General features: G+C 43.9%; 30 protein-coding genes and 1 pseudogene. 24 read left to right on the top strand and 7 right to left on the bottom strand.

Annotation, left to right across the window (positions count from 1 at the left end; all coding sequences use genetic code 11):
- The first annotated feature begins 5 nt into the window (after nt 1–5).
- The 6 genes from JMF81_RS06555 to JMF81_RS06535 are packed head-to-tail and all read left to right on the top strand — an operon-like array spanning nt 6 to nt 2852.
- On the top strand, nt 6–803 hold the full coding sequence (locus JMF81_RS06555; RefSeq protein WP_201310651.1) for a hypothetical protein: 798 nt from the start codon (nt 6–8) through the stop codon (nt 801–803).
- Nucleotides 804–809: 6 nt separating this feature from the next.
- Nucleotides 810–941 (top strand): hypothetical protein, encoded by a 132-nt coding sequence (locus JMF81_RS16515; protein WP_274954632.1) that lies wholly within the window; start codon nt 810–812, stop codon nt 939–941.
- A 37-nt stretch (nt 942–978) separates the two neighbouring features.
- Complete coding sequence (locus JMF81_RS06550; RefSeq protein WP_201310650.1) at nt 979–1419, top strand: GNAT family N-acetyltransferase; 441 nt, start codon at nt 979–981, stop codon at nt 1417–1419.
- A gap of 16 nt (nt 1420–1435) precedes the next feature.
- A complete protein-coding gene (locus tag JMF81_RS06545; protein WP_201310649.1) occupies nt 1436–1765 on the top strand; it encodes a cupin domain-containing protein in 330 nt (109 codons plus the stop codon).
- Between the two features lie 29 nt (nt 1766–1794).
- A complete protein-coding gene (locus tag JMF81_RS06540) occupies nt 1795–2229 on the top strand; it encodes a hypothetical protein (RefSeq protein WP_201310648.1) in 435 nt (144 codons plus the stop codon).
- An 11-nt stretch (nt 2230–2240) separates the two neighbouring features.
- Nucleotides 2241–2852, top strand: a complete 612-nt coding sequence (locus JMF81_RS06535; RefSeq protein WP_201310647.1) for a CatA-like O-acetyltransferase, family 2 — start codon at nt 2241–2243, stop codon at nt 2850–2852.
- 52 nt (nt 2853–2904) lie between these two features.
- On the opposite strand, the gene JMF81_RS06530 is transcribed toward JMF81_RS06535, so the two are convergent.
- From JMF81_RS06530 to JMF81_RS06510, 5 genes are all read right to left on the bottom strand, one after another.
- Nucleotides 2905–3789 carry a 3-isopropylmalate dehydrogenase gene (locus tag JMF81_RS06530; RefSeq protein WP_201310646.1) on the bottom strand — a complete coding sequence of 295 codons (885 nt, stop codon included), beginning with the start codon at nt 3787–3789 and terminating at the stop codon, nt 2905–2907.
- A 430-nt stretch (nt 3790–4219) separates the two neighbouring features.
- Nucleotides 4220–4966: an ABC transporter permease gene (locus JMF81_RS06525; protein WP_201310645.1), complete on the bottom strand. Its 747-nt coding sequence runs from the start codon at nt 4964–4966 to the stop codon at nt 4220–4222.
- On the bottom strand, nt 4963–5814 hold the full coding sequence (locus JMF81_RS06520) for an ABC transporter ATP-binding protein (RefSeq protein WP_201310644.1): 852 nt from the start codon (nt 5812–5814) through the stop codon (nt 4963–4965). Before JMF81_RS06520 ends, JMF81_RS06525 begins: the two co-directional genes overlap by 4 nt.
- Before the next feature lie 78 nt (nt 5815–5892).
- Complete coding sequence (locus tag JMF81_RS06515; protein WP_201310643.1) at nt 5893–6660, bottom strand: LytR/AlgR family response regulator transcription factor; 768 nt, start codon at nt 6658–6660, stop codon at nt 5893–5895.
- Nucleotides 6638–7993 (bottom strand): sensor histidine kinase, encoded by a 1356-nt coding sequence (locus tag JMF81_RS06510; RefSeq protein WP_201310642.1) that lies wholly within the window; start codon nt 7991–7993, stop codon nt 6638–6640. Before JMF81_RS06510 ends, JMF81_RS06515 begins: the two co-directional genes overlap by 23 nt.
- A 144-nt stretch (nt 7994–8137) precedes the next feature.
- Between JMF81_RS06510 and rimM the strand changes: the two genes are divergently transcribed.
- The 18 genes from rimM (at nt 8138) to aroE (ending at nt 23670) form a co-directional block, all read left to right on the top strand.
- Nucleotides 8138–8650: a ribosome maturation factor RimM gene (rimM, locus tag JMF81_RS06505; protein WP_201310641.1), complete on the top strand. Its 513-nt coding sequence runs from the start codon at nt 8138–8140 to the stop codon at nt 8648–8650.
- Nucleotides 8643–9356 (top strand): tRNA (guanosine(37)-N1)-methyltransferase TrmD, encoded by a 714-nt coding sequence (gene trmD, locus JMF81_RS06500; RefSeq protein WP_201310640.1) that lies wholly within the window; start codon nt 8643–8645, stop codon nt 9354–9356. The genes rimM and trmD overlap by 8 nt, the downstream gene beginning before the upstream one ends.
- Entirely contained in the window at nt 9349–10188 is an 840-nt protein-coding gene (locus tag JMF81_RS06495; RefSeq protein WP_243282553.1) for a Cof-type HAD-IIB family hydrolase, read from the top strand. Before trmD ends, JMF81_RS06495 begins: the two co-directional genes overlap by 8 nt.
- A gap of 136 nt (nt 10189–10324) precedes the next feature.
- Complete coding sequence (gene rplS, locus JMF81_RS06490; protein WP_201310638.1) at nt 10325–10672, top strand: 50S ribosomal protein L19; 348 nt, start codon at nt 10325–10327, stop codon at nt 10670–10672.
- Between the two features lie 91 nt (nt 10673–10763).
- Nucleotides 10764–11318: a signal peptidase I gene (gene lepB / locus JMF81_RS06485; RefSeq protein WP_201310637.1), complete on the top strand. Its 555-nt coding sequence runs from the start codon at nt 10764–10766 to the stop codon at nt 11316–11318.
- A 22-nt stretch (nt 11319–11340) separates the two neighbouring features.
- Complete coding sequence (gene ylqF, locus JMF81_RS06480; RefSeq protein WP_201310636.1) at nt 11341–12192, top strand: ribosome biogenesis GTPase YlqF; 852 nt, start codon at nt 11341–11343, stop codon at nt 12190–12192.
- Nucleotides 12189–12845 carry a ribonuclease HII gene (locus JMF81_RS06475; protein WP_201310635.1) on the top strand — a complete coding sequence of 219 codons (657 nt, stop codon included), beginning with the start codon at nt 12189–12191 and terminating at the stop codon, nt 12843–12845. Before ylqF ends, JMF81_RS06475 begins: the two co-directional genes overlap by 4 nt.
- Nucleotides 12842–13186, top strand: a complete 345-nt coding sequence (locus JMF81_RS06470) for a YraN family protein (protein WP_201310634.1) — start codon at nt 12842–12844, stop codon at nt 13184–13186. Before JMF81_RS06475 ends, JMF81_RS06470 begins: the two co-directional genes overlap by 4 nt.
- The gene (gene pgeF / locus JMF81_RS06465) at nt 13176–13994 is read left to right on the top strand and encodes a peptidoglycan editing factor PgeF (RefSeq protein ID WP_201310633.1); all 819 of its coding nucleotides are present in this window, start codon (nt 13176–13178) and stop codon (nt 13992–13994) included. The genes JMF81_RS06470 and pgeF overlap by 11 nt, the downstream gene beginning before the upstream one ends.
- A gap of 145 nt (nt 13995–14139) precedes the next feature.
- Nucleotides 14140–15462 (top strand): ribosome biogenesis GTPase Der, encoded by a 1323-nt coding sequence (der, locus tag JMF81_RS06460; RefSeq protein WP_201310632.1) that lies wholly within the window; start codon nt 14140–14142, stop codon nt 15460–15462.
- On the top strand, nt 15463–16086 hold the full coding sequence (gene plsY, locus JMF81_RS06455) for a glycerol-3-phosphate 1-O-acyltransferase PlsY (protein WP_201310631.1): 624 nt from the start codon (nt 15463–15465) through the stop codon (nt 16084–16086). It begins immediately after the preceding gene.
- Between the two features lie 13 nt (nt 16087–16099).
- On the top strand, nt 16100–17113 hold the full coding sequence (locus JMF81_RS06450) for an NAD(P)H-dependent glycerol-3-phosphate dehydrogenase (RefSeq protein WP_201310630.1): 1014 nt from the start codon (nt 16100–16102) through the stop codon (nt 17111–17113).
- Between the two features lie 29 nt (nt 17114–17142).
- On the top strand, nt 17143–18411 hold the full coding sequence (locus tag JMF81_RS06445) for an aminotransferase class I/II-fold pyridoxal phosphate-dependent enzyme (protein ID WP_201310629.1): 1269 nt from the start codon (nt 17143–17145) through the stop codon (nt 18409–18411).
- A 149-nt stretch (nt 18412–18560) separates the two neighbouring features.
- Nucleotides 18561–18869 (top strand): DUF1622 domain-containing protein, encoded by a 309-nt coding sequence (locus tag JMF81_RS06440; RefSeq protein WP_201310628.1) that lies wholly within the window; start codon nt 18561–18563, stop codon nt 18867–18869.
- A 55-nt stretch (nt 18870–18924) separates the two neighbouring features.
- Nucleotides 18925–19764, top strand: a complete 840-nt coding sequence (dapF, locus tag JMF81_RS06435; protein WP_201310627.1) for a diaminopimelate epimerase — start codon at nt 18925–18927, stop codon at nt 19762–19764.
- Between the two features lie 31 nt (nt 19765–19795).
- Nucleotides 19796–21253 (top strand): UDP-N-acetylmuramoyl-L-alanyl-D-glutamate--2,6-diaminopimelate ligase, encoded by a 1458-nt coding sequence (locus JMF81_RS06430; protein WP_201310626.1) that lies wholly within the window; start codon nt 19796–19798, stop codon nt 21251–21253.
- A 33-nt stretch (nt 21254–21286) separates the two neighbouring features.
- Nucleotides 21287–22783: a glycerol kinase GlpK gene (gene glpK / locus JMF81_RS06425; RefSeq protein ID WP_201310625.1), complete on the top strand. Its 1497-nt coding sequence runs from the start codon at nt 21287–21289 to the stop codon at nt 22781–22783.
- A gap of 11 nt (nt 22784–22794) precedes the next feature.
- Entirely contained in the window at nt 22795–23670 is an 876-nt protein-coding gene (aroE, locus tag JMF81_RS06420) for a shikimate dehydrogenase (RefSeq protein WP_201310624.1), read from the top strand.
- Nucleotides 23671–23754: 84 nt separating this feature from the next.
- Here the strand turns inward: aroE and JMF81_RS16650 are convergent, their stop codons facing one another.
- Both JMF81_RS16650 and JMF81_RS16645 read right to left on the bottom strand, forming a co-directional pair.
- Nucleotides 23755–24171 carry a hypothetical protein gene (locus tag JMF81_RS16650; protein ID WP_330597347.1) on the bottom strand — a complete coding sequence of 139 codons (417 nt, stop codon included), beginning with the start codon at nt 24169–24171 and terminating at the stop codon, nt 23755–23757.
- Between the two features lie 87 nt (nt 24172–24258).
- A pseudogene (locus tag JMF81_RS16645) lies at nt 24259–24752 on the bottom strand (PTS glucitol/sorbitol transporter subunit IIB); the annotation flags it as partial.
- Nucleotides 24753–24756 lie beyond the last annotated feature (4 nt).

Raw genomic sequence — 24756 nt, 5'->3', positions numbered from 1 at the left:
AGGATATGACAAGAGTCTGGATGTCGCTGCAGACGAAAGAAAAGAATCATTATGTCATTCGTTTAACAGCAGGAATGGCAGGGATTATCCTGCTGGCGTTTCTTCTCATTTTTCTATGCGCCCGTATTATCATAGAATTGGATGAATACAAGGAAATTATCTCTCTTTTGATGTGCGCTGGAATGACAGGAATTATCATTTTCTTTGCGGTATGGTTAGGACGTGTCCTGCAGAGGGACGCTATGATTTTTTATGAAGACCCGGCGGGAAGATTGTATGTTTCGGATGTTCGGCAGTATATCGGATACCGCAGGGGAATCATTGGCGCCATGCAAATGGCATTACGAACGCAGAAGGAATTGGCAGGCCTGAAAAAGCAGGCGGAGCGTCAGGGGTTTAGTTCCGCTGGAATGACAGAGATTCTGAAAGTTGATGTTATGAAAGAACATCCCGGTTCGTATTCTCTGGTCTGCCAGGTAAAGTACGGGGAAAAACGGACAGGCAGGAGAACTTATATTCTTGGGAAAGGATATGATAATGAGAGCCAGCTGCTGTATGTGCTGGAACGGAAAAAGAAATGGGAAAATTCCGTTGAGATTGCGAAAAGCAGGAAACCGATCTGCATATTTTTGAGCTTTCTGGTATTTTGCATCTTCGCTGTATTATGTTTATTCAGCCATCCATATTTTGCAAAACTGCCGCAGGAGATGTATTTCCCGAGTCTGGGATGTGCGTTTGCGGCATTTTGCTGTATGATTTATTTTACCGTTCAGTATCGCAGGGGTGAATCAGCCGGGAGGTGAGGAAAAATGCTGGAAATTATTTTTATTATTGCCGGAATTGCTGTGCTGTGTTATACAATGATTCTGAAAGGAAATGCATGGCAGTCATTTGTGGATTCTCATAAGAAAGAGAAATCAGACAATGAAAAGAAAAGATGAAAGCCAAGAATTTGAGCGGAAGATGAGGAGACAAGAAATGGACATTAAAATATATGATACATTGCCGGAAGAAGCGGTCAGAATCAGAAAAACGGTTTTTGTAGAGGAACAAGGATTTCAGGATGAATTTGATAAGATTGATTCTTATGCAAGACACCTTGTTCTGTTTGACGGAGAAAATCCGATTGCTGTCTGCAGGTTTTTTCGGAATGAGGAAACAGGAGATTTTACAGTAGGAAGGATTGCAGTCCTGAAGGAATACCGGGGACAGAATATCGGCACAAAGGTTCTGAAAGCTGCAGAGGAAGCGATAAAGGACGAGAAGGGCAGTAAAATTTGTCTTCATGCACAGCTGCAGGCAAAAGATTTTTATGGGAAACAGGGATATCTGCAGTATGGAGATATAGATTATGAGGAATTCTGTCCCCATATCTGGATGTGCAAAAAACTGGAATCATGTGACAATATTACAGCATAAACAGGAGAATCTTATTGTGAAAATTGATTTTAAGGAAATTGCAGAAGTGAAAATTCCGGGAATGAATGGAGGAACAGGGCAAATGTCGGCCAGGATGCATAGGAGCGAGAAAGGGAAGATTATTCCATGCAAGATTCATCCAGGGGGTTCTATAGGGCTTCATAAACATGAGACAAGCGATGATATCAATTATATTATAGAAGGAATCGGGCAGGCAGTCTGTGACGGCCAGAAAGAAAGTCTTCAGGCAGGTGTGTGTCATGTTTGCCCAAAAGGTTCTGAGCACAGCATTGTTAATACAGGAACAGAAGATCTGGTGATGCTGACGGTCGTTGTAGAGAGATAGAATAAAAAAAGACAGAAAGAGAGACTGATATGAGAAAAATTTTATTTATACTTGCGGTTTTATGTTTTTTGATGTGCGGCTGTCAGAAAAATGAAAATTCTGACGCATCAGAATATCAGGATGAACTTTCCAAAGCGCAGGAGATAACCGTAGTATCTGAAGATACATCTAAAATAACCAGGACGATAACGAAAGATAAAGATCTGAAAAAATTTGTAAATGCTCTGGATCTGGAACATTGGAAACTGGGAGAACTGCCGGATGACGCAAAAAAGACAGGAACATTTGGATTCTCACAGGAGGAAACCATTAAATTTGGGGAAACAAAACCAGATGAGAAACTATATGATGTATGTGAAATCACGATGTATGATCAGCCGTATATTGATCTGGAAATAGGAGATATCCATATGGTGTTTCAGATAACAGAACAGACAGCAAATGATTTGAATGATTATTTTTAAGGAGAAATACGATGAGAGAAGTAAATCCCATGGATACGGACCGGGCAAAAAGCTGGCAGCTGTATATTGATGCGCCCATGCCTATGGTTACGATCTTTAAAACTCTGGATATATCGAATCTGATGAGACAGGAAAAAGCAGGATACAAACTCAATATGCTGCTGTGTTACTGTATTTGTCTTGCGGCAAATGATACGAAGGAATTTCAGCTTCTTCCTGTTGGGAAGAAAATGATGGAATATGAGAAAATCGGGGTCAATGTAATTGTCGCCAACCGGGACGGCGGAATCAATTCCTGTGATATTCCAGGATTTTCAGACCTGCAGGAATTCAATCAGACCTATCTGGAACTGACACAGAAGGTAAGGGAGACTTGTGAAGATTATGAGATTGAGGATCATATGATCATCGGGACGTCCAGTCTCGTAAAATATGAAATTGACGGTGTGATGAATATGTACAGCGGTATTTTTAACAATCCGTTTATGATATGGGGAAGATATCGTAAGGAGGGATCCACATATAAACTTCAGGTATCTTTTCAGTTCCATCATGTACAGATGGATGGTATGGAAGCATGTGAATTTTTAGAAAGGCTGCAGAAATATATTTCAGAACTTTAACAGAGGAGTGATCGTTCGGATCATTCCTCTGTTTTTATCTCCTATCTTGTATTCAGATGTTATATTTTTGGAAAAGTTCTTTACGGTATTCTTCATCTTCAGATGCTCTGAGAAGCTGTTCCTGCTGGTTTTGTCGCAGTAAAATTCCGGAGAGTTTGGCAAAGCGGAGGATTCCTTCCTGGTTTCCATACTTTTCGCCAGCCTCCCAGCCATGTTTCTCGCCGGCTTCCCAGCCGCTCTTTCTCATGGCTTCCAGTTCATCTGCCATCAGTTCTTCCAGTGCCTGACACATTTTTTTCACCTCCATAAACAATTCCTGATTGGCCCTTACGATCAGATCCATGACAGATCGATATCGTTCGTCCTTTTTATGTTTCCTGTATTCCTGGATCAGTATTTCTGCCTCTTCCCATCCTGACAGCTTTCCGCCGATGCTTCGCAGCCAGAGATTCTTTCCTCTGGATAAACGGTGAAGCAGGATAAGCTGGATGGGGATTCCCATGCCTGAAATATGATAGATTCCCTGCTCCACGGATTTTACCTGACAGCATTTTTCTTTTCGAAGATAACGGATCAGATTCCTCGGATATCTGCTGCAGGCAAATGTGATCGTGATTTCTTCCATCCGGATGTTGTTTTCTGACTTATAGAGGCATGCATAAGCGTATACTTTATAAAAATCATTGATGCTGATATAATCGGCTGGGCTTTTATACTCAATGACGTTAAACTGCCGAAAGATTTTTCCAATGTTCTTTTGGACTGGCAGACGGATGTCTTTTTTCAGAATCAGAATGTCAATTTCCAGAGGTTTCGTGCCCGGTTGATGTTCGTTTTCCCATACCAGATTTTTATGGTCTGCTCCTAATTCAATCTGCAGATCGGCATAGAATGCCGGATGCCATTGCAGCCGCGCTTCTGTTTTTCTCTTTTTCATCCTGACCACCTTTTTTATGTTCAGGAGGTTCCGTCTTTCCGAAAACTCCTGCTGTATGAATGGAACGAAGCATGAATTTTCTAAAAAGACGCCGTTGATTCGGCGATGAGATGCTGTGAGACTCTGGATTGTCAATCCTCAGAACCGGATAATAATAGAAAATGTATATGCTTTCCTATATAATATCAAATATATACTAAAATGTGAATAGATTTCGAAGAAAAAGTAAATTTTTTCCATTGAAAAAGTAAGATGAATTTGACTTAACATTTAAATGAAATAATTGGTTTATTTAATATAATTTCTATGAAGAATTAAGTATTGTATCTATACTTTGAAGTAAAAATAGCTTCTGGGCACATAAAAAATACACGTTTATCAAAAGTATGATTGATAAACGTGTATTTTTAGAAAATAATATCAGCGATTTCTAATCCTTTTCAAATCCGTTTTTTCGATAGAAAAAGATAAATAAAACAATGGAAACCACAACTTCCGCAATTAAGATGGCAATGCTTTCCGGTTTTATGATTTTGTCCGCGTTCTTTGAAATATCAGAGACCATATCCATTAAGATTCCCGTAAAAAGGAAGCGGGATACGTTGGAAAGCTCATCAATCATATCCGCAAACATTGGAATCAGCATTAAGATCAATGCGACCGGAGTAATAAGCGTTCCGGCGCTGACCTGATTTTTGGCAAAGATTCCAAGAAGCATCCCAATAATACAGCTGGTCAGGGATGATAAAATGGAAACCGCGCTGAAAACAGCCAGACTGCTTCCGGTAATCATAAAGCCGCTGATTGGCATCAGAAGGAAGTTAATGATGACGGAAATCACAAATACCGGGAGAATGCTTCCCAGGAAGAATTCCAGTCCATTGACAGAGGAAGTCATCAGTACCCGAAGGGTGTTCTTCTCTTTCTCTTCCGCCAGCAGAAGGCATGGACAGTAGACGCCGGTCATGCTGAGGTTCATAACAAGCCCCATGCTGAGCACATAGGCGTCCAGCATTTCCATAGGAGCGTCAGAGCCCATATCCATATTATGGTAGAGAAGGCGCATGATGAAAGTAAAACCAATGGCAAACAGCGGCATGATGATGCAGTTTTTGCCCATAAAAGCTTTTGTTTTTACCTGCGCGATGGCAGCGACCTTGTTCATATGTATTGTCATGATAATTCCCTCCCTGTCATTTCCAAAAATACGCTTTCCAGTGTTGGTTCACAGGAATGAAGTGTTTCAATTACATCATCGGCCATCCACTGGCTGATTTTTTTGATGTTTTCGTCAGTCTGCTCCAGGGTATAAGTTTTTCCGCTGCTGAGCTGCAGGGTATATTTCTTTACCTTGTTATGTTTCAGACAGATTTCATTCGGAGTTCCGTACTCAACGATGACTCCTTCGTTAAGCAGAGCCACATGATCACACATTTTGGCTGCTTCCTCCATATTGTGAGTGGTCAGGAAAATGGCCATGCCCTCGTTCCTCAGCTGGAACAGCATTTTGTGGATCTCCAGAGCTGTAGATGGATCCAGACCGGAGGTCGGTTCATCCAGAAATAATACTTTTGGACGGTGGAGCACAGCTCGTGCAAGCACCAGACGCTGTGTCTGGCCTTTGGACAGTTTTCCGGCAGGCTTTTTCCTGTGTTCATAGAGGCCTACCTGATGCAGAACTTCATGAATCCGTTCTTTGGAAACTTTCAGGATTTTTGCGAAATATTCCAGGTTCTGCCAGACGGTCAGATATTCATAGATTCCGCTGCTGTCAGTTACGATTCCAATCTGTTCATAGATGGTTTCATCGATATGGCCGGAATTGATGCCGAGAATATAGGCGTCTCCGGAAGTCGGCTTCAGCTGACCGGTCAGGATTTTTATGGTGGTTGTTTTCCCGGCGCCGCTGGGACCGAGGAAGCCGAGAATTTCTCCCTCGGCAAGCGAAGCGTTCAGGTCTTTTAGTACAGGCTCGTCTTTGAATTTTTTGGAAATATGAGAGAGCCGGATGACTTCGTGGTTCATTTGTCGTTCCTCCTTTATGTTATGGCATCAGTATACCATGGAAAACAAAAGATACGGATGCAAATTCCTAAACGGCAGTTATGGCTTCCTGAATGTCCCTTCCGTGTTCATTCGTTCCAGTAATTTTGATTTTTCCTTCCTGGAGAGACTCAGGATTTCACCTCCGGCCCGGACGGTATTATGCTTCAGATTGATTTCATCAATTTTGTCCAGAGCCACAATATAAGAACGATGGATTTTCATAAACCGGTCGTTCAGGCGCTGCGCAATGTCGTTTAAGCTTCCAAGGAATTCGATTCTCTGGTTTTTTCCATGCAGGATGACATGGTGTGCCTTTGGAGAGGTCTCAAAGAAACAGATATCATCTACCGGGACGCTGCGAAGAGAATTTCCTGCTTTGAATGTAAAGTACTGAAAGCCCGGGAGAGAGGCAGACTGGCTTGACATACGATCCAAAATGTCGCGGAGACATCTGGCGATGGAAGAAGACAGCTTATCCGGCTGGTCTTTTACAATATAATCAAATGCTTCTACATGGTATTGGAAGGTTTTGTAAGCAAGATCCCGGAAACTGGTAACATAGACGATGATGCCTTCCGGATCAGTCAGACGGATTTCCTGTCCCAGCAGAAAACCGTCATATTCAGGGTCTTTTAGTTCCACATCCAGAAAATAGAGATTCTGCCGCTGTTTTATCTGTTTCAGATGATTCAGGAGAACAGACGGGCTGGCAGTGCTTTCGGCAATCTGCATATCATACTGGCAGATCAGGATCTGGTTATTGATTTGTTTTTCAATTTCGGCGCGGATCTGATGGTCATCATCACACAGCAGGATTTGTATCATAAGAAGTTCCTCCAATTCGTAATTCCTGGTAAAAACGCTGATTCCGCCAGGAAGCAGCACAGGTAATGTTTTGATATTGGTTCGTGATCTGCTGATAGCTGTACAATCCGAGACCACGGTTTTTCCCTTTGGTTGAGTAGCCTTTTTTCCATATCATGGAAAGATTCGGGCTTTCATGAGCCGTATTGCTGATGATAAATACGGTCTCATCCTTTGCGGCAGTGATCATAATGTCGATGTCGCCGGAATCCTTTTGTACGGCTTCAGCGGCATTATCTATCAGAATGCCGATGCAGCGCAGAAGGTCAGGTGTGCGCATGGAGCATGCCTGGACTGGGTAAAGGACTTCCAGATGACAGGGAATCTTCAGAGAATGAAGATAGGCAAGTTTTGTCATCAGAAGACTTTTCAGTTCCACGATTTCTAAATGAACCATCTGGTTGGCCAGCTGGATTTTGGAACCGATATTTTGATCGAAGTCCTGGAGCATGTGCTTCATATAAGATTCCAGAACATCGGTTTTCCCGTTTTTTACATCCAGATACATGCCGGACATTATATTTTTAAAATCATGCCGGTAAAGCCGGACGTCCTTCTGAATTTCTTCCAGAGTTTTAATATAAGTATTCTGCTGTGCGATCATTTGCTGCTGAGCTTTTTCCGTTTCAGACTGCAGAATACTTTTTGTAATGTAATGAAACAGCAGACTGAAGAAAAACAGCAGAAATAATCCGATGACTGCCATAAGCTGGTTATATTCCTGTACGATTCCAGACAGAAGAAGCGGATAATGGGAGGAGCCGGCAATAAAGATTCCAATTCCCGCAGCAATCCGTTTCTGCTTTTTTTCTTTCAGACAGCGAACAATCAAGAATGATGGATTGAGTCTGCGAATGATTTTACCGATAAAATAGGTAAAGAAGAGAAGCAGCAGTACAGAAATTGCCTGATTGGCAGAGGAACCTAAAGCATACTGCTCCGGAATAAACAGAAAAGTAATCAGGAATGTCTGATAATATATAAAAAAAGAAAAAGAAGTTGAAATTGCAGTGTTCCAGAAATCCTGCCGGGAGATCAGATAAACGGACAGAATATTAATGAACATGCCGAACATATCAAGAAGATAGGAAAGAATGCCTGCCGGAACAGGGAAAATATGGTAATAAGAAGACGCGAAATATATGATCGGACAGACGATCAGATCAACTGCCAGAGAACCAAGTAAAATACGAGGCTTCGACACTCTGAGATTTAAAATAAGAAAACTTAAATAATGTATGACGGCTTCTGTAAAAAAACTTGCGGTCATATATACGATCAGTCCAGTTAACATTGTAAAAACCCTTCCTATTGTTTCATCGAATTGAATTATACCATAAAAACGTCTCTGAAAATAGAAAGATTGTGTAAAAAATGGTTGTGTTTTAGGATTTCTTTCATTATTATAATATGGAAAGAATAAAGGAGGACTGTATCAATGGAGGAATTCTTACAGGTCGGTGCGATTGCCAATACCCATGGGATCGCAGGCGAAGTAAAGATTTATTCGATGACGGATGATATCATGCGTTTTAAAAAATTGAAAGAAGTATATCTGGATACAGGAAGGGAAAGGATGCTCCTTCATGTAGTATCCTGTAAATTTGTAAAGAATCAGCCGGTTCTTAAATTCCGTGAATTTAAGAATATCAATGAGATTGAACCATACAAACGCTGCGGGCTGTTTGTGTCAAGAGATCAGGCAGTGCCTCTGGGAAAAGATGAATATTACATTGCTGATCTGATCGGACTTAAGGTTTTGCGAGAAGAAGGATCATATCTGGGAGAACTGGTTGACGTGCTTCAGACAGGAGCTAATGACGTTTATGTAGTAAAAATGGAAGATGGAAGAGAAATTCTGCTTCCTGTGATTCGGGACTGTATTAAAAAGGTAGACCTGGAGCAGAGAGAAATTGTTGTCCATCTTATGAAAGGATTATTGGATGAATAGATTTCACATATTGACATTATTTCCTGATATGGTGAGAGACGGATTGAACACCAGCATTATCGGGAGGGCCATAGAGGCCGGACATCTGGAAATCAATGCGGTCAATATCCGGGATTACTCCACAAATAAACATTTAAAAGTAGACGATTATCCTTATGGAGGAGGCGCAGGACTTGTAATGCAGCCGGAACCGATCTACCGGGCTTATCAGGATCTGAGAAAAAATATGAAGAAAGCCCCAAGGGTGATTTATCTTACGCCCCAGGGACAGGTGTTCCGCCAGGAAATGGCGAAAGAACTGGCAAAAGAAGAAGAACTGGTATTTTTATGCGGTCATTATGAAGGAATTGATGAGAGAGTTCTGGAAGAGATTGTAACAGATTATGTTTCTATCGGAGATTATGTACTGACAGGCGGGGAACTGCCTGCCATGGTTATGATCGATGCTATTTCCAGACTGGTTCCGGGGGTTTTGAATAATGATGAATCCGCAGGGGAAGAGTCTTTTGAAAATGGCCTGCTGGAATATCCTCAGTATACGAGACCTCCGGTTTTTCTGGACAAGGAAGTTCCGGAAGTGCTTTTGTCCGGACATCATGAAAATATTCGTAAATGGCGGTATGAGCAGTCAGTAAAACGTACGAAAGAAAGGCGCCCGGATCTCTGGGAAGTCTATGAGAAAGAAAAGGGGAAGAAAGGTGAATAGCAGATTCCGGCTGGCAGCGGCAGATATGGACGGCACGCTGCTGAATCAAGAGAGGAAAATTACCAAAAGGACCCAGGAGGTCATAAAACAAGTGATTGAGCAGGGTGTTTATTTTGTTCCGGCCACGGGAAGGGCCGTGAATGCTCTGCCTGTAGAACTTAGATCCATTAAGGGAGTCCGATATGGAATCTTCAGTAATGGAGGCACTGTTTATGATCTTCAGGAAGAGAGGACAGTCTATACAAATCATTTTGATCCTAAAAGGGCTTTGGAACTGATTCGTCAGCTGAGACCGTTTGATCTTATGACCAGTGTCAGCCAGGGAGGGCAGTCTTATGGGGAAAGAATTCCGATGGAGCATCTGGATTATTATGAACTGGATGAGAATACCCGGGAGATTGTCAGAGGTTCCAGAAAGATTGTAGAAAACATTGAAGATCACATCAGGGAGAACCGGGATACCATTGAAAAGATGACCCTGATCTTTCGAACGATGGAAGAGAGAGCGAGGGTATGGGACTGGCTCCGTCAGTTTGAAGATATCCAGTATTCCAGTTCGCTGCCAAAAAATATTGAAATTTCCAAAAGGGGATGCAATAAGGGAACCGGGCTGCTGCATCTGGCGGAAATCCTGGGAGTTGAAAAGGATGAGATCATAGTATTTGGCGACGCAGACAATGACAGAGAAATGTTCGAACAGGCAGGCTGTTCGGTCGCCATGGCAAACGGGCTGGAAGAGATGAAAGCGATGGCAGATTATGTGACAGCGTCTAATCGGGAAGACGGAGTCGCTAAAGCCATGGAAAAGCTGATCCTTGGAAAGGCAGTATAAAAAATTCTCTGGATTTTGAAAAAAATGCTTGCCCGGGGCAAAAAAGTATGGTAGAATATCCAAGTTGTTATAAATAGGATGGTCCTCTGCTACGAACGGTATTAAGAACATCTAAAATTATTGAAGGAGGAACAACATGAACGCACAGGAGATTATCAAAGGCATCGAAGATGCACAGTTAAGAGAGGTAACTGAATTCAGAACAGGAGATACTGTAAGAGTTCACGCAAAAGTAAAAGAAGGAAACCGTGAAAGAATCCAGGTATTCGAAGGAATCGTAATCAAAAGACAGAACGGCGGAGCACGTGAGACATTTACTGTAAGAAAGAATTCCAGCGGTGTAGGTGTTGAAAAGACTTGGCCGGTACATTCTCCGATTATCGAGAAGATCGAAGTCGTAAGACGCGGTAAAGTAAGACGTGCAAAATTATACTACTTACGTGATCGTGTTGGTAAAGCAGCAAAAGTAAAAGAAAGAGTATAATCAACAGAGATGATGAGAAGAGAGGGATAGGCCGCATAAGCTTATCCCTTTTCTGTTATCGTTCCCGGGAAGGGGATGGGAAGGAGTTCATATGAGGAATGGATATACGGTAACTTATCAGATGAGAAAGCGTCAGAGACAGCGGCGTCAGAAAATCATCGGATATGTTTTGAAAATTGCAGCAGCGGTGCTGATTGCGTTCCTGATCGTAAGATTTGTGTGCTTCAGCTATACAATCCAGGGAGACTCCATGATGCCAACGATTGAAAATGGGGAAAAACATCTGGTGAACCGTCTGATCTATCATATCAAAGGACCGAGCAGGTATGATGTGATCGTATTTAAGCTGGATGATGATGCCAGCAGCAGCTATTATGTAAAGCGAGTGATCGGACTTCCGGGTGAAACTGTGCAGATCAAAGATGGCAAAATTTACGTTGACGGGAAGGCAGCGAAAAATTATTCTGATGAAAGCATTTCATCTCCGGGAGTTGCGTCAGAAGAAATTACATTAGGTTCCGATGAGTATTTTGTACTGGGAGATAACTACAGCAATAGCGAAGATTCCAGAAGTGCAGGAATTGGAAATATAAAGAGAAGCAATATTATTGGAAAAGTCAGTATCAAATACTGGCCATGGGGCTAGATAAGGAGTAAAGGAGGAAACTATGGATTTTCAGTGGTACCCTGGTCATATGACAAAAGCAAAACGTATGATGCAGGAGAGCATGAAGTTAATTGATATTATGATCGAGCTGGTGGATGCAAGGATTCCGTTAAGCAGCAGGAATCCGGACATTGATCAGCTGGCAGCCGGGAAATACCGTCTGATCCTGCTGAATAAATATGATATGGCAGATGATCAGGTTACGGCAGAATGGGAAAAATATTTTAAAGCCAAAGGATTTTTTGTGGCAAAAACAAATTCAAAATCAGGCAAAGGTGTAAAAGCGACACAGAATATTATTCTGGAAGCGTGCAGAGAAAAATTAGAAAGAGACCGCAGGAGGGGCATCAAAAACCGACCGATCCGTGCGATGATCGCAGGGATTCCCAATGTAGGAAAGTCAACATTTATCAACAGTCTGGCAGGAAGAGCCTGCACCAAGACAGGAAATAAACCGGGTGTTACGAAAGGAAAACAGTGGATCAAGCTGAATAAGAACATCGAACTTCTGGACACGCCGGGAATTTTGTGGCCGAAATTTGAAGATCAGACAGTCGGACTGAGACTTGCCCTGATCGGATCCATCCGGGATGAAATCCTGAATCAGGATGAGATGGCCATTGAGCTGATTGAATATCTGAAACATCATTATTCTGGTATCCTGGAAAAAAGATATCAGGTGGATGAGTCAGAAGACCGGGTAAAAATCTTAAATGCCATTGCAGAAAACCGAAACTGCAGGATGAAGGGCAACGAGCTGGATTATGAAAAGGCGGCAAAGATTTTGCTGGAGGAATTCAGAAACGGAAAACTGGGACGGATTTCTCTGGAAGTTCCGGGAGAAGAAGCATGACGAAAAAAGAAGAACGAGAAGCAAAAAAATTAGAAAAACTGCGCCAGGAAAAAGAGCGGATGCATGAGATGTTCGCGTATGAAAGAAAATACGGGCAGTATCACTATATCTGCGGGGTGGACGAAGTCGGAAGAGGTCCGTTTGCAGGACCGGTAGTGGCGGCTGCCGTAATTCTTCCGAAGGACTGCGATATTTTGTATCTGAATGATTCCAAAAAGATTTCAGAGAAGAAGCGGGATATTTTGTATGATGAGATTTATGAAAAGGCAGTGGCAGTAGGCATTGGCATGGCTTCAGAAAAAGTGATCGATGAGATCAACATTCTGCAGGCGACTTACAAGGCAATGCAGTCAGCCATTGAAAAACTGGAGGTTGTGCCGGATCTTCTGCTGAATGACGCAGTCACGATCCCTGAAATTTCAATTCCGCAGGTTCCGATCATTAAAGGAGATGCCAAGAGCGCGTCCATTGCTGCGGCAAGCATCGTAGCGAAGGTAACCAGGGACCGCATGATGAAAGAGTATGATGCGGTATATCCTGGATATCAGTTTGCCAGGAACAAAGGCTATGGGACAAAGGCACATATTGAAGCAATCAGGGCTCAGGGAATTTGCGAGATCCACCGCAGAACTTTTGTAAAGAAGTACATATGAGAAATCAGAGAGAAAGAGGCATGGCGGCGGAAACAGCTGCCTGCCGTTTTTTAAAACTTCAGGGGTATGAAATCCTGGAGAGAAATTTTACCGCAAAAACAGGAGAGATCGATATCATCGCAAGGCAGGATGGCTGGCTTGTGTTTGTTGAAGTAAAATATCGTCAAAATACAGCGTATGGATATCCGGGAGAGGCTGTTAATGTCAGAAAGCAAAACAGGATCCGCCGGACGGCAGAGGTATATCTGAAGAAAAAAGGCTGGTCCTTTGCCCAGCCCATACGTTTTGATGTAGTAGAAATACTGGGAAAGAAAATTCGGGTGATAAAACATGCATTTTAAAAAATCAAATCAGAATCATTCTACGGTGCTTCATGATGGGAAGGTGCCTTATCTGACGTTCCGCAAATTAGATCAGGCGGGCGCTGTCCATGGATTTTCTACGAGAATGGGCGGCGTCAGCAAAGGAATCTTTGCTACCATGAATCTAAGCTATCACCGGGGAGATGATAAAGAAGCAGTGGATGAGAATTTCCGCAGGATTGGAGAAGCGATTGGCTTTGATCCGAAAAAACTGGTGTTTTCCAATCAGATCCATGAAACGAGGATCTGTAAAGTAACAGAAAAAGACTGTGGAAAAACAATGACCAACATGGACGGACTCGTAACGAATGTAAAAGGAGTCCCGCTGTATACAGGATATGCAGACTGCGTTCCGCTGTTTTTTTATGATCCCTGCAAAAAAGTTGCGGCGCTGGCTCATTCCGGATGGCGGGGGACCGCAGGAAAAATCGGGGCTAAGATGACAAGGGTCATGAAAGAAGAATATGGCTGCAAAGCGAAAGATATTGTCGCTGCCATCGGGCCATCCATCTGCAGAGACTGTTATGAAGTCAGTCAGGATGTGGCAGATGTGTTCCGGAAAGTTCTGGAAGGACATGAAGAGGCAGAATATATGGATGATAAAGGAAATGGAAAATACCAGCTGGATTTGTGGAAGATTAATGAGATCATTCTGCTGGAAGCAGGGATTCGAAAAGAAAATCTGGATGTTACAGATATATGTACCTGCTGTAATTCCCAATACCTGTTTTCTCATCGTGCCAGTCATGGCCGGAGAGGAAATCTGGCAGCGTTTATTGTTTTGTAAGAAGCCGTAGAGAGGGCAGATTTTCAGACCCTGGGGATGTATGGATGTTCTGCATTTTGTTCTCAGATGGTACTGGACGGGATTTGCCGGATACGGTATACTAAAATAAGTATCACAAGAAGGATTCAGAGAGGAAATATAGATTATGAGTAAGCCAATAGTAGCGATTGTAGGCCGGCCGAACGTAGGAAAATCTACATTATTTAATGCGCTGGCAGGAGAGAAGATATCAATCGTAAAAGATACTCCCGGTGTAACGAGAGACCGTATTTACGCGGACATTTCTTGGCTGGATTATCAGTTTACGATGATTGACACCGGCGGAATTGAGCCGGATACAGGCGATATGATGCTGTCTCACATGAGAGATCAGGCGGAGATTGCCATAGAGACTGCGGATGTGATCATTTTCCTGACAGATGTGCGTCAGGGGCTTGTGGACGCGGATTATCAGGTGGCAGACATGCTGCGCCGTTCTCAGAAGCCGGTCGTTCTGGCAGTCAACAAAGTAGATAATTATGAAAAGTTCATTATGGACACCTATGAATTTTATAATCTTGGACTGGGAACGCCATTCCCGGTATCTGCCAATTCGAAGCTGGGATTTGGAGATCTGCTGGATGAAGTGATTGCCAACTGCAATCCGGAGACATTAAAAGAGGAGGAAGATGAGAGACCACGAGTAGCCATCATCGGAAAACCGAACGCAGGAAAATCATCTATGATCAATAAGATGCTTGGGGAGGACAGGCTGATCGTATCGGATGTTGCCGGCACCACCAGGGATGCCATTGACACAGTGATCCGCCGGGGAGATAAGGAATATGTCTTTATCGATACGGCAGGACTGCGCAGAAAGAGCAGAATCAAAGAAGATCTGGAACGGTACAGCGTGATTCGTACCGTTGCTGCTGTAGAGCGGTGTGATGTGGCAATTCTGGTGATTGACGCAGAAGAAGGTATCACAGAACAGGACGCCAAGATCGCCGGAATCGCCCATGAACGAGGCAAGGGAATGATCATTGCCGTGAATAAATGGGATCTGGTGGAGAAGAACGACAAAACAATTTATAAGTATACCAATAAAATAAGAGAAGTCTTATCCTTTATGTCTTATGCGGAACTGGTATTTGTTTCTGCTAAGACAGGTCAGAGATTTCAGAAGATCTTTGATCTGCTGGACGTAGTTATCGAGAATCATGCGCTTAGAGTGCAGACAGGTGTGCTCAATGAGATTCTTGCCGAGGCAGTGGCGATGAAGCAGCCGCCGTCTGACAAAGGAAAGCGCCTGAAACTTTATTATATGACGCAGGTTTCTGTAAAGCCGCCTACGTTTGTGGTTTTTGTAAATGATAAGAAACTGACACATTTTTCATATACGAGATATTTGGAAAATCAGATTCGAAATACGTTTGGTTTCCGCGGAACACCGATCCGCATTTATACAAGGGAAAGGAAGGAAAGATAAATGGTAATGTGCGTTATAGTCTGTCTTATTGTTGGGTATTTGTTCGGATGCATTCAGACAGGGTATTTTGTAGGCCGGGCAAATAAGATTGATATCCGTGATTATGGAAGTGGAAATTCCGGAACGACCAATACACTGAGGACGCTCGGAAAGACAGCGGCAGTGATCACATTCCTTGGCGATGCCGCAAAAGGACTGGTTGCTGTCAATATCGCTCGTTACATAATCATTCCTTATTTTGGAGTAGAAAGTGAAGCTGTGCTGTGGCTGCTGACTGGATTTGCAGTTGTGCTGGGACATAATTTTCCATTTTTTCTGGGATTTAAGGGAGGAAAAGGAATTGCTACGACAGGAGGCGTGATTTTTGCGTTTCACTGGCAGCTGGGGCTGATCTGTGCGGTTGTATTTCTGATCGTGACAGCAGCGACCAAATATGTATCCCTTGGCTCCATCTGCATGGTTTTGATCATTCCATTTATGTTATATTTTGCAGAACCGGGAAATCTTCCTCTGGTAGGGGTTGGTGTGATTTTTACGGCGATGGCAATCTGGCGCCACAGGGCGAATATTGACCGCCTGATTCATGGCACGGAGAATAAACTGGGACAAAAAGTAAAACGTTAGGAGGATTTGATTCATGAAACAAGTTAGTGTAATAGGAGCGGGAAGCTGGGGAACGGCCCTGGCAGTATTGCTGGCAAACAACGGACATCAGGTGACGATATGGTCACATGATCCTCATGAGGTCGAGATGCTCAGCACAAAAAGAGAGCAGCAGGAAAAGCTGCCGGGAGTGAAACTGCCGGATAATGTCAGCGTCCTGTCTGATATGGAAGCAAGCCTGACAGGAAAAGATGTCGTTGTAATGGCGGTTCCTTCTCCGGTTGTGCGTTCTGTCGCAAAACAGATGGCTCCTTACATTTCAGATGGACAGGTCATTGTAAATGTCGCAAAAGGAATTGAAGATGGAACTTATATGACCTTATCCGCGATTATAGAAGAAGAAATCCCGAATGCGGAAGTGTGTGTCTTGTCAGGCCCAAGTCATGCGGAAGAAGTGGGACGGGGAATTCCGACAACGGTTGTTGTCGGATCAAAGAAACAAAAAATTGCGGAGATGCTCCAGGATGTTTTTATGAATCAGGTGTTCCGTGTATATACAAATCCGGATATCATCGGAATTGAGCTGGGAGGCGCTTTAAAAAATGTCATTGCCCTTGCAGCCGGAACAACGGATGGTCTTGGATACGGAGATAATACAAAAGCGGCGCTGATGACCCGTGGAATTGCTGAACTTACCCGTCTTGGGGTTGCGCTTGGAGGAAAACCGGAGACGTTTTCCGGACTGACAGGCATTGGAGATCTGATCGTTACCTGCACCAGTGTCCACAGCAGAAACCGGAAGGCAGGATATCTGATCGGAAAGGGAATGACAGCAGATGAAGCGATGAAAGAAGTTAAGATGGTTGTGGAAGGTGTATATTCCGCAAAGGCAGCGCTTGGTCTGGCAAGAAAATATAACGTATCCGTTCCGATCGTGGAAGCGGTTAACAAGGTGCTGTTTGAAGGAGCTGACCCGAAAGAAGAAGTGTCAAGTCTTCTGCTGCGTGAACGCAGGAAAGAACATAATAATCTGAAGTGGGAAGAATAAGAGAGTACAAAGGAAGGAAGAAAAATAGAATGGGATCATATACCGAAAAATCAAGAGAAGAACTGCTGGCATTAAAAGAAGAGACGGATCGTGCTTATGAAGAATTTAAAGCGAAGAATCTTGCTCTTGATATGTCCAGAGGAAAACCTGCGCCAAGTCAGGTAGACTGTTCCAACGGCATGTTAAAAGAAATGACAGACTATCATACGGAAGACGGCGTAGACGTCCGTAATTATGGAATCTTAGACGGAATCCCGGAGATCAAGAAGCTGTTCAGCGATCTGCTGGATATTCCGAAAGAACGTATTATCATTGGCGGAAATGCCAGCCTGAACCTGATGTTTGATGCAATGATGCGTCTGTATGTGTTTGGAACCATGGGAGAAAAACCATGGGGACAGCTGGAGAAGGTAAAATTCCTGTGTCCGGCACCGGGATATGACAGGCATTTTACAATCAGTGAGACTCTGGGCATGGAGATGATCCCGATTGAGATGACCAGTGATGGACCGAACATGGATCAGGTAGAAAAACTGGCTGCAGAGGATGAGGCAGTCAAAGGAATCTGGTGTGTTCCTAAGTTTTCCAATCCTCAGGGAATCTGCTACAGTGACGAAACAGTAAACCGCCTGGCTTCTATGAAGACTGCGGCAAAAGACTTTAAGATTTTCTGGGACAACGCATATGGGGTTCATCCGGTATTTGAGGATGTGGAAGTAAAGAACATTCTGGATGCCTGTGAGGAAGCGGGAACAAAGAATCGTCCATATTATTTCTTCTCTACTTCTAAGATTTCCTTCCCGGGAGCTGGCGTATCCCTGGTAGCGGCAAGTGATGAAAATATCGCGGAGATCAAAAAAATAATGAATGCGCAGACAATTGGGTATGATAAGATTAATCAGCTGCGCCATGTGCAGTTCTTTAAGGATGCGCAGGGACTCCGCAGACATATGCAGGTTCTTGCGGACTGTATGAAGCCGAAATTCGAGATCGTATTAAACACACTGGAAAAAGAACTGGGCGGAAGCGGACTGATTTCATGGGAAAATCCAAAAGGCGGTTATTTTGTATCAGTTGATGTGATGCCGGGATGCGCAAAAGAGGTCGTTCGTCTGGCGAAGGAAGCTGGTGTTGTCTTGACAGGAGCCGGTGCCACATATCCATACAAAAAGGATCCGAAGGACGCAAATCTGAGAATTGCGCCTACGTATCCGACAGTGGAAGAATTACAGCAGGCAATGGATCTGTTCTGTATTTGTGTAAAAAAAGCTGGCATTGAAAAAATGCTTCAGGATTAATAAATTTGCGAAAAGGGGATTTAAGCATGCTTAAATCCCTTTTTTTGACCTGATAGGAGCAGACATGCCGTAAAACACAGCAAATTCCGTCCCGGATTTTCCGGAAGATCGATGCATCTTACAGGAAAAGATATAAGGAGGTGATCGGGATGGAGAAAATGGAGCATGTGCTTATGTCTGTGACAGATATTTCAATCATCATTTTTGAATATATTGGAGTAGCGGTTATTTTATGGGCCGGAATCAGGGGAATAACACATTATGTCAGGAGGAAGGAAGATGCGAGAATGGTGCTTGCCCGGGGACTGGCGGCGGGTCTGGAGTTTAAGATGGGCAGTGAAATCTTAAGGACTGTGATCGTACGGAATTTCTCTGAAATCGGAATGGTAGCAGGGATCATCCTGCTCCGGGCGGTGCTGGCGTTCCTGATTCACTGGGAGATTCGAAATGAGCAGTAGACTTTGCTGCTTTTGTTGTGATAGAATGATAAAAAAGTAAAAGAGGAGTGATTACATGAAATTTACAAAGATGCACGGTTGTGGAAATGACTACGTATATGTAAACTGTTTCAATGAGACCATAGATGATCCTGGCAAGGTTGCCAAATTTGTTAGTGACCGGCATTTCGGAATCGGTTCTGATGGAATGATCTGTATCTGCCCATCTGACAAAGCTGATTTTAGAATGGCCATGTATAACTCTGATGGATCAGAAGGAGCCATGTGTGGAAACGGCGTCCGCTGTATCGCAAAATATGTCTATGATTATGGACTGACGGACAAAACAACGATCACGATTGAAACCAAAGCGGGAATCAAGGAACTGAAATTAACTGTGGAAGATGGAAAAGTAACCTGGGTGCGGGTGGACATGGGCGCGCCGATCATGGAAGCTTCAGAGATTCCTGCAATTTATGATGAACTGGATGAGATTATCGATCAGCCGGTGATCGTGGATGGAAAAGAATATAAGATTACATGTGTGTCCATGGGAAATCCTCATGGAGTTGTTTTTGTGGATTCTGTAGATGATCTGGATCTGGAAAAAATCGGACCAAAGTTTGAAAATCATGCAATGTTCCCTGACAGAGTGAATACAGAATTCATAGAAGTGATAGATGAAAATACGTTAAAGATGCGTGTATGGGAACGCGGAGCAGGAGAGACGCTTGCCTGCGGTACCGGCGCCTGTGCCAGCGCGTACGCGGCATATCTGAATCATAAGACCGGGAAGAAGGTACTGGTGCATCTGACAGGCGGAGATCTGCAGATTGAATATGATGAAGAGAAAAACACGATTTTTATGACAGGACCGGCAACCAAAGTATTTGATGGAGAGATTGAACTGCCGTAATCAAAGGGAAGGAATAGATTTGGAGGATAACATGAATTTAAAAGACTTATTGGAACGATCAGATTACCGCTGTGTGCAGGGAGATGTGGATACAGAGATTTCATCTCTGGTCTATGATTCCAGAAAGATAGAGGAAGGCAGTGTATTTGTATGTATTTCAGGTGCTGCTTTTGATGGGCATGAATTTGCCGGACAGGCAGCGGAAAAAGGCGCCGCCGCGGTTGTCGTGGAAAAAGAAGTGGAAGTGCCGGAAGGAATCACGGTGATTCGCGTAGAAGATACGAGACTTGCTCTGGCAGAAATGTCTGCGGCTTATTTTGGATATCCGGCAGAAAAACTTACAACGATCGGAATCACAGGAACGAAGGGAAAGACAACGATCACGTATATGATTCGTCAGGTGCTGGAACATGCGGGACAGAAAACCGGACTGATCGGAACCATTGAGACGATCATAGGGGAAGAAAGAATTCCTTCTGTTAATACGACGCCGGAATCTTATGTTGTGCAGGAATCTTTCCGAAAGATGGTAGATGCCGGATGCAGAAACGTAGTAATGGAAGTTTCTTCACAAGGCCTGATGCTTCACAGAGTCAGCGGATTCACGTTCGATTATGGAATGTTTACGAATCTGGCGGAAGACCATATCGGAGAAAATGAACACAAAGATATGGATGATTATATCCACTGCAAGAGCCTTTTGTTCCAGCAGTGCTGCCAGGGCATTGTCAACGGGGATGATGACTATGTAGAAAGAATTATCAAGGATCATACCTGCGCCATTGAAACATATGGAATGAAGAATACCAATGATGTATATGCGGAAAATGTAGAACTGATCCAGGAACCGGGATATCTTGGCGTTGCCTATGACCTGAAAGGCAGACAGGAGTACCGTGTGGCAGTGGATATACCGGGAGATTTCACAGTTTATAATTCGCTGGCGGCAATTTCTCTGTGCCGTCATATGGGAATCGTAAAAGAAGATGTTCTGGAAGCATTGAATACAATTCAGGTAAAAGGAAGACTGGAGATTGTCAAAACGCCAGGTGAATATACGCTGATGATTGATTATGCGCATAATGCGATGAGCTTATCAAGCCTGCTTACGACGATTCGCAAATATCATCCGAATAAGATTTACTGTCTGTTCGGATGTGGAGGAAACCGCGCAAAATCAAGAAGATATGAGATGGGAGAAGTGTCTTCCAATCTGGCAGATCTTACTGTGGTTACCTCCGATAATCCAAGATATGAAGAGCCAATGGATATCATCAATGATATTCTGGTAGGCGTGCGCAAAGGCCCGGGAGAGTATGTGACGATTCCGGACAGAAAAGAAGCAATTAAATATTGTATGGAACATGCCGGCAAAGGGGACATCGTAATACTTGCAGGAAAAGGACATGAAGATTATCAGGAAATCAAAGGTGTGAAACACCATATGGATGAAAGAGATCTGATCCAGGAAATCCTGGAAGGGAAATAGGACTCATTTTATAAAAAAGGAGCGGTGATCACAATGAAAGAAACATATATGATGGCCCTGGATGCGGGAACGACCAGTTCCCGATGTATTCTGTTTGACCATAAAGGAGATATCTGCAGTATGGCTCAGCAGGAATTTACCCAGCATTTTCCGAAACCCGGCTGGGTAGAGCATGATCCGGTGGAAATCTGGGAAACGCAGAAAAAAGTTATGATCCAGGCGATGGATCAGCTGAAAATAGGCGCTGATCAGGTGGCAGGAATCGGGATTACCAACCAGAGGGAGACAGCGGTCCTTTGGGAGAAAGAGACTGGAAAACCGGTCTGTAATGCGGTAGTATGGCAGTGCAGACGGACAGCGCAGATGTGTGATGAGCTGAAAGAAAAGGGATATGAGGAAATGATCCGGAAAAAGACCGGACTTCCGATCGATCCGTATTTTTCAGGAACCAAAATCCGCTGGATGCTGGATCATACAGACGGGGCAGCTAAAAAAGCAGAAGAAGGGAAACTGCTGTTTGGCACCGTTGAGACATGGCTGATCTGGAATCTGACAGGCGGCAGGGTGCATGTCACAGATTACACCAATGCGTCCAGAACAATGCTCTACAATATCAACGATTTGTGCTGGGACAAAGATATCCTGGACCTGCTGGAAATTCCGGAGTCCATTCTGCCGGATGTGGTATCCTGCAGTGAAATCTACGGATATACGGATGAAGATCTGCTGGGAGGGAAGGTCGCCATTGCGGGAGCGGCCGGCGATCAGCAGGCTGCATTGTTCGGCCAGACCTGTTTCCAGGCAGGAGAGGTAAAGAATACATATGGAACCGGATGTTTTATGCTGATGAATACAGGCGGGATGCCGGTAAACTCTAAAAATGGTCTGATCACCACCATTGCCTGCGGCCGGGAAGGAAAGATTGATTACGCTCTGGAAGGATCTATTTTCGTGGCAGGGGCTGCGATCCAGTGGCTGAGAGATGAACTGGGATTTTTTGAGAAAGCTTCCGAAAGTGAAGCAATGGCTGTTTCAGTTCCGGATACCAATGGCTGTTATGTAGTTCCGGCCTTTACCGGGCTGGGAGCTCCGTACTGGGATTCCTATGCCAGAGGCAGTATCCTTGGACTGACAAGAGGAGTCAGCAAAAATCATATCGTAAGAGCGACACTGGAATCCCTGGCATATCAGACACTGGATGTGTTAAAAGCCATGGAAGAAGACAGCGGAATCCGTCTGGATTCTCTGAAAGTAGATGGCGGAGCGTGCGCCAATAATTTCCTGATGCAGTTCCAGGCTGATATTATTGGAGAGCCGGTTCACCGGCCGGAATGCGTGGAAACCACCGCCACAGGAGCGGCATACCTGGCAGGGCTTGCCGTTGGATACTGGAAGGATAAAGAGGAAATAAAAGAAAACTGGAAACTGAACCGTGTGTTTGACCCCAATATGGATGATGAAGTGCGGAAAAAGAAAATTTTCGGTTGGAAGAAAGCAGTTAACAGAAGCTTATCATGGGACAAAGAATAGGAGATGCAGACGTGGAAAAAAGAATTACAGGAACAACAAAACTATATGGATTGATCGGGTCGCCGGTCGGTCATTCAGATTCACCGGCTATGCAGAATTATGGATTTCAGGCATGCGGTGTAGATGGAGCTTATCTGGCTTTTGATATCAAAGAGGAACAGGTGCCGGAGTTTATTAAAGCCATGCGATTATTGAACATGCAGGGCTGCAATGTAACGATGCCGTGTAAAACAGCGGCGGCTCAGAATATGGATGAACTGTCACCGGCTTCCCAGCTGATCGGAGCCGTAAATACGATCGTAAACCGTGATGGAAAGCTGTACGGCCATATTACTGATGGGGAAGGATTTGTTGCGAATCTGAAAGATCACGGAGTAGAAGTAAAAGATAAAAATATTGTAATTTTCGGCGCGGGAGGCGCTGCTACGGCAATCCAGGTACAATGCGCTCTGGATGGAGCGAAGTCCATCACGATTTTTAATCCGAGAGATGGATTTTTTGAGAAAGCGGAGAAGATGGTTGGCAAAATTCAGGATAAAGTGCCGGGATGCCAGGTCGAGCTGTATGATCTGGACGCCAAAGATGCCATGAAAGAAAAGATTGACGCCGCAGATATTCTGGTGAATGGAACGCTTCTCGGAATGAAGCCGAGAGAAGATACCTCCATCATCAATGATCCGGATTTGTTCCACGAAGGACTGGTTGTTGCAGATGTTGTATATAATCCAAAAGAAACCAGACTGCTGAGGGAAGCAAAGGAACATGGATGTATCACTGTGCCTGGAAGCGGAATGCTTTTATGGCAGGGAGTAGCAGCTTTCAAGCTGTTCACCGGAAAAGATATGCCGGTAGAAGAAGTAAAAGAGAAATTCTTCAGCGAAGCATAATTTCATAAGAAGATTACGATGAAAAAAGCTGTGCACGGGAAAATTCTTGTGCACAGCTTTTTGACGATATAGCTTATGATACAATTAGTATAATCCAAAACTAAAGACAAAGGCAATTAAGACGGCAGCCGGACCTGTGATCAAACGGGAAAACAGCATAGCCGGAACACCGTAGTTTACTGTGTCTTCTTCTGCTTCGGCCAGGGTAAGAGCAATCGGAACGAAATCACAGCCAACCTGAGAGTTGATGGCAAATAGGGCAGGGAGGGAATAAGAGACAGGAATGGTTCCTTTTCCGATTTCTACTCCTAATAAAACTCCGATTACCTGGGCAATCACGGCTCCGGGACCAAGAACAGGTGACAGGAACGGGATAGCGCAGAAAACAGAAATAATCAGAAGACCAGGCAGACTGCCGGCCAGCGGTTTGATGGCATTTGCCAGAATGTTTCCGATGCCGGTATAATTGATGATTCCGACAATGATGCTTACAAAGATCATAAAAGGCAGGATATTTTTCAAAACAACATCCAGAGTATCACGGCCGGCCTGATAAAAGACATTAACGACACTTCCTATACTGCGGCCGACAGATGTCATCACACCGACAATTCCTTTTTGCTCTGTTCTTTTTGTTTCTGCTGCGGATGAAGCGGCTGAAGGTTTTTTAGGCTGATCCGGCGGAATCGCCGCTTTTTCAGGCGCCGGAACTTCCCCTTCGGCAAGAGTTATATTCTCTTCTTTTACACCAGATACAAAATTATCTTCATTGATATATTTGGCTAACGGGCCGGATGGAGAAATAGGATGGATATCAATGGTCTTTACTCCCATTTTTGGATAAACGCCGCAGCGCAGAGTTCCGCCGCATCTACAATGGCAATGATGATTTCTTCCGGTTCCACTTTGTTATTAAATCCGTCAACGACAGGAACCTGCAGAAGATCAGCGATCTTTTGGGCCAGAGGGTGAATAGAACCGCCGGTTGTGGATACAACAACCTTTTTTGTGTCAGTCTCGCAAACCGTAAGAGGTCCGCCCCATCCATTACTCCCATGTGTGATTTTTACAACTGGCTTCATATGG

Source organism: Anaerostipes butyraticus, assembly GCF_016586355.1.
Classification (GTDB): domain Bacteria; phylum Bacillota; class Clostridia; order Lachnospirales; family Lachnospiraceae; genus Anaerostipes; species Anaerostipes butyraticus.
The sequence above is the reverse complement of the archived record's forward strand: the minus strand, read 5'-3'. Positions and strand labels throughout refer to the sequence as shown.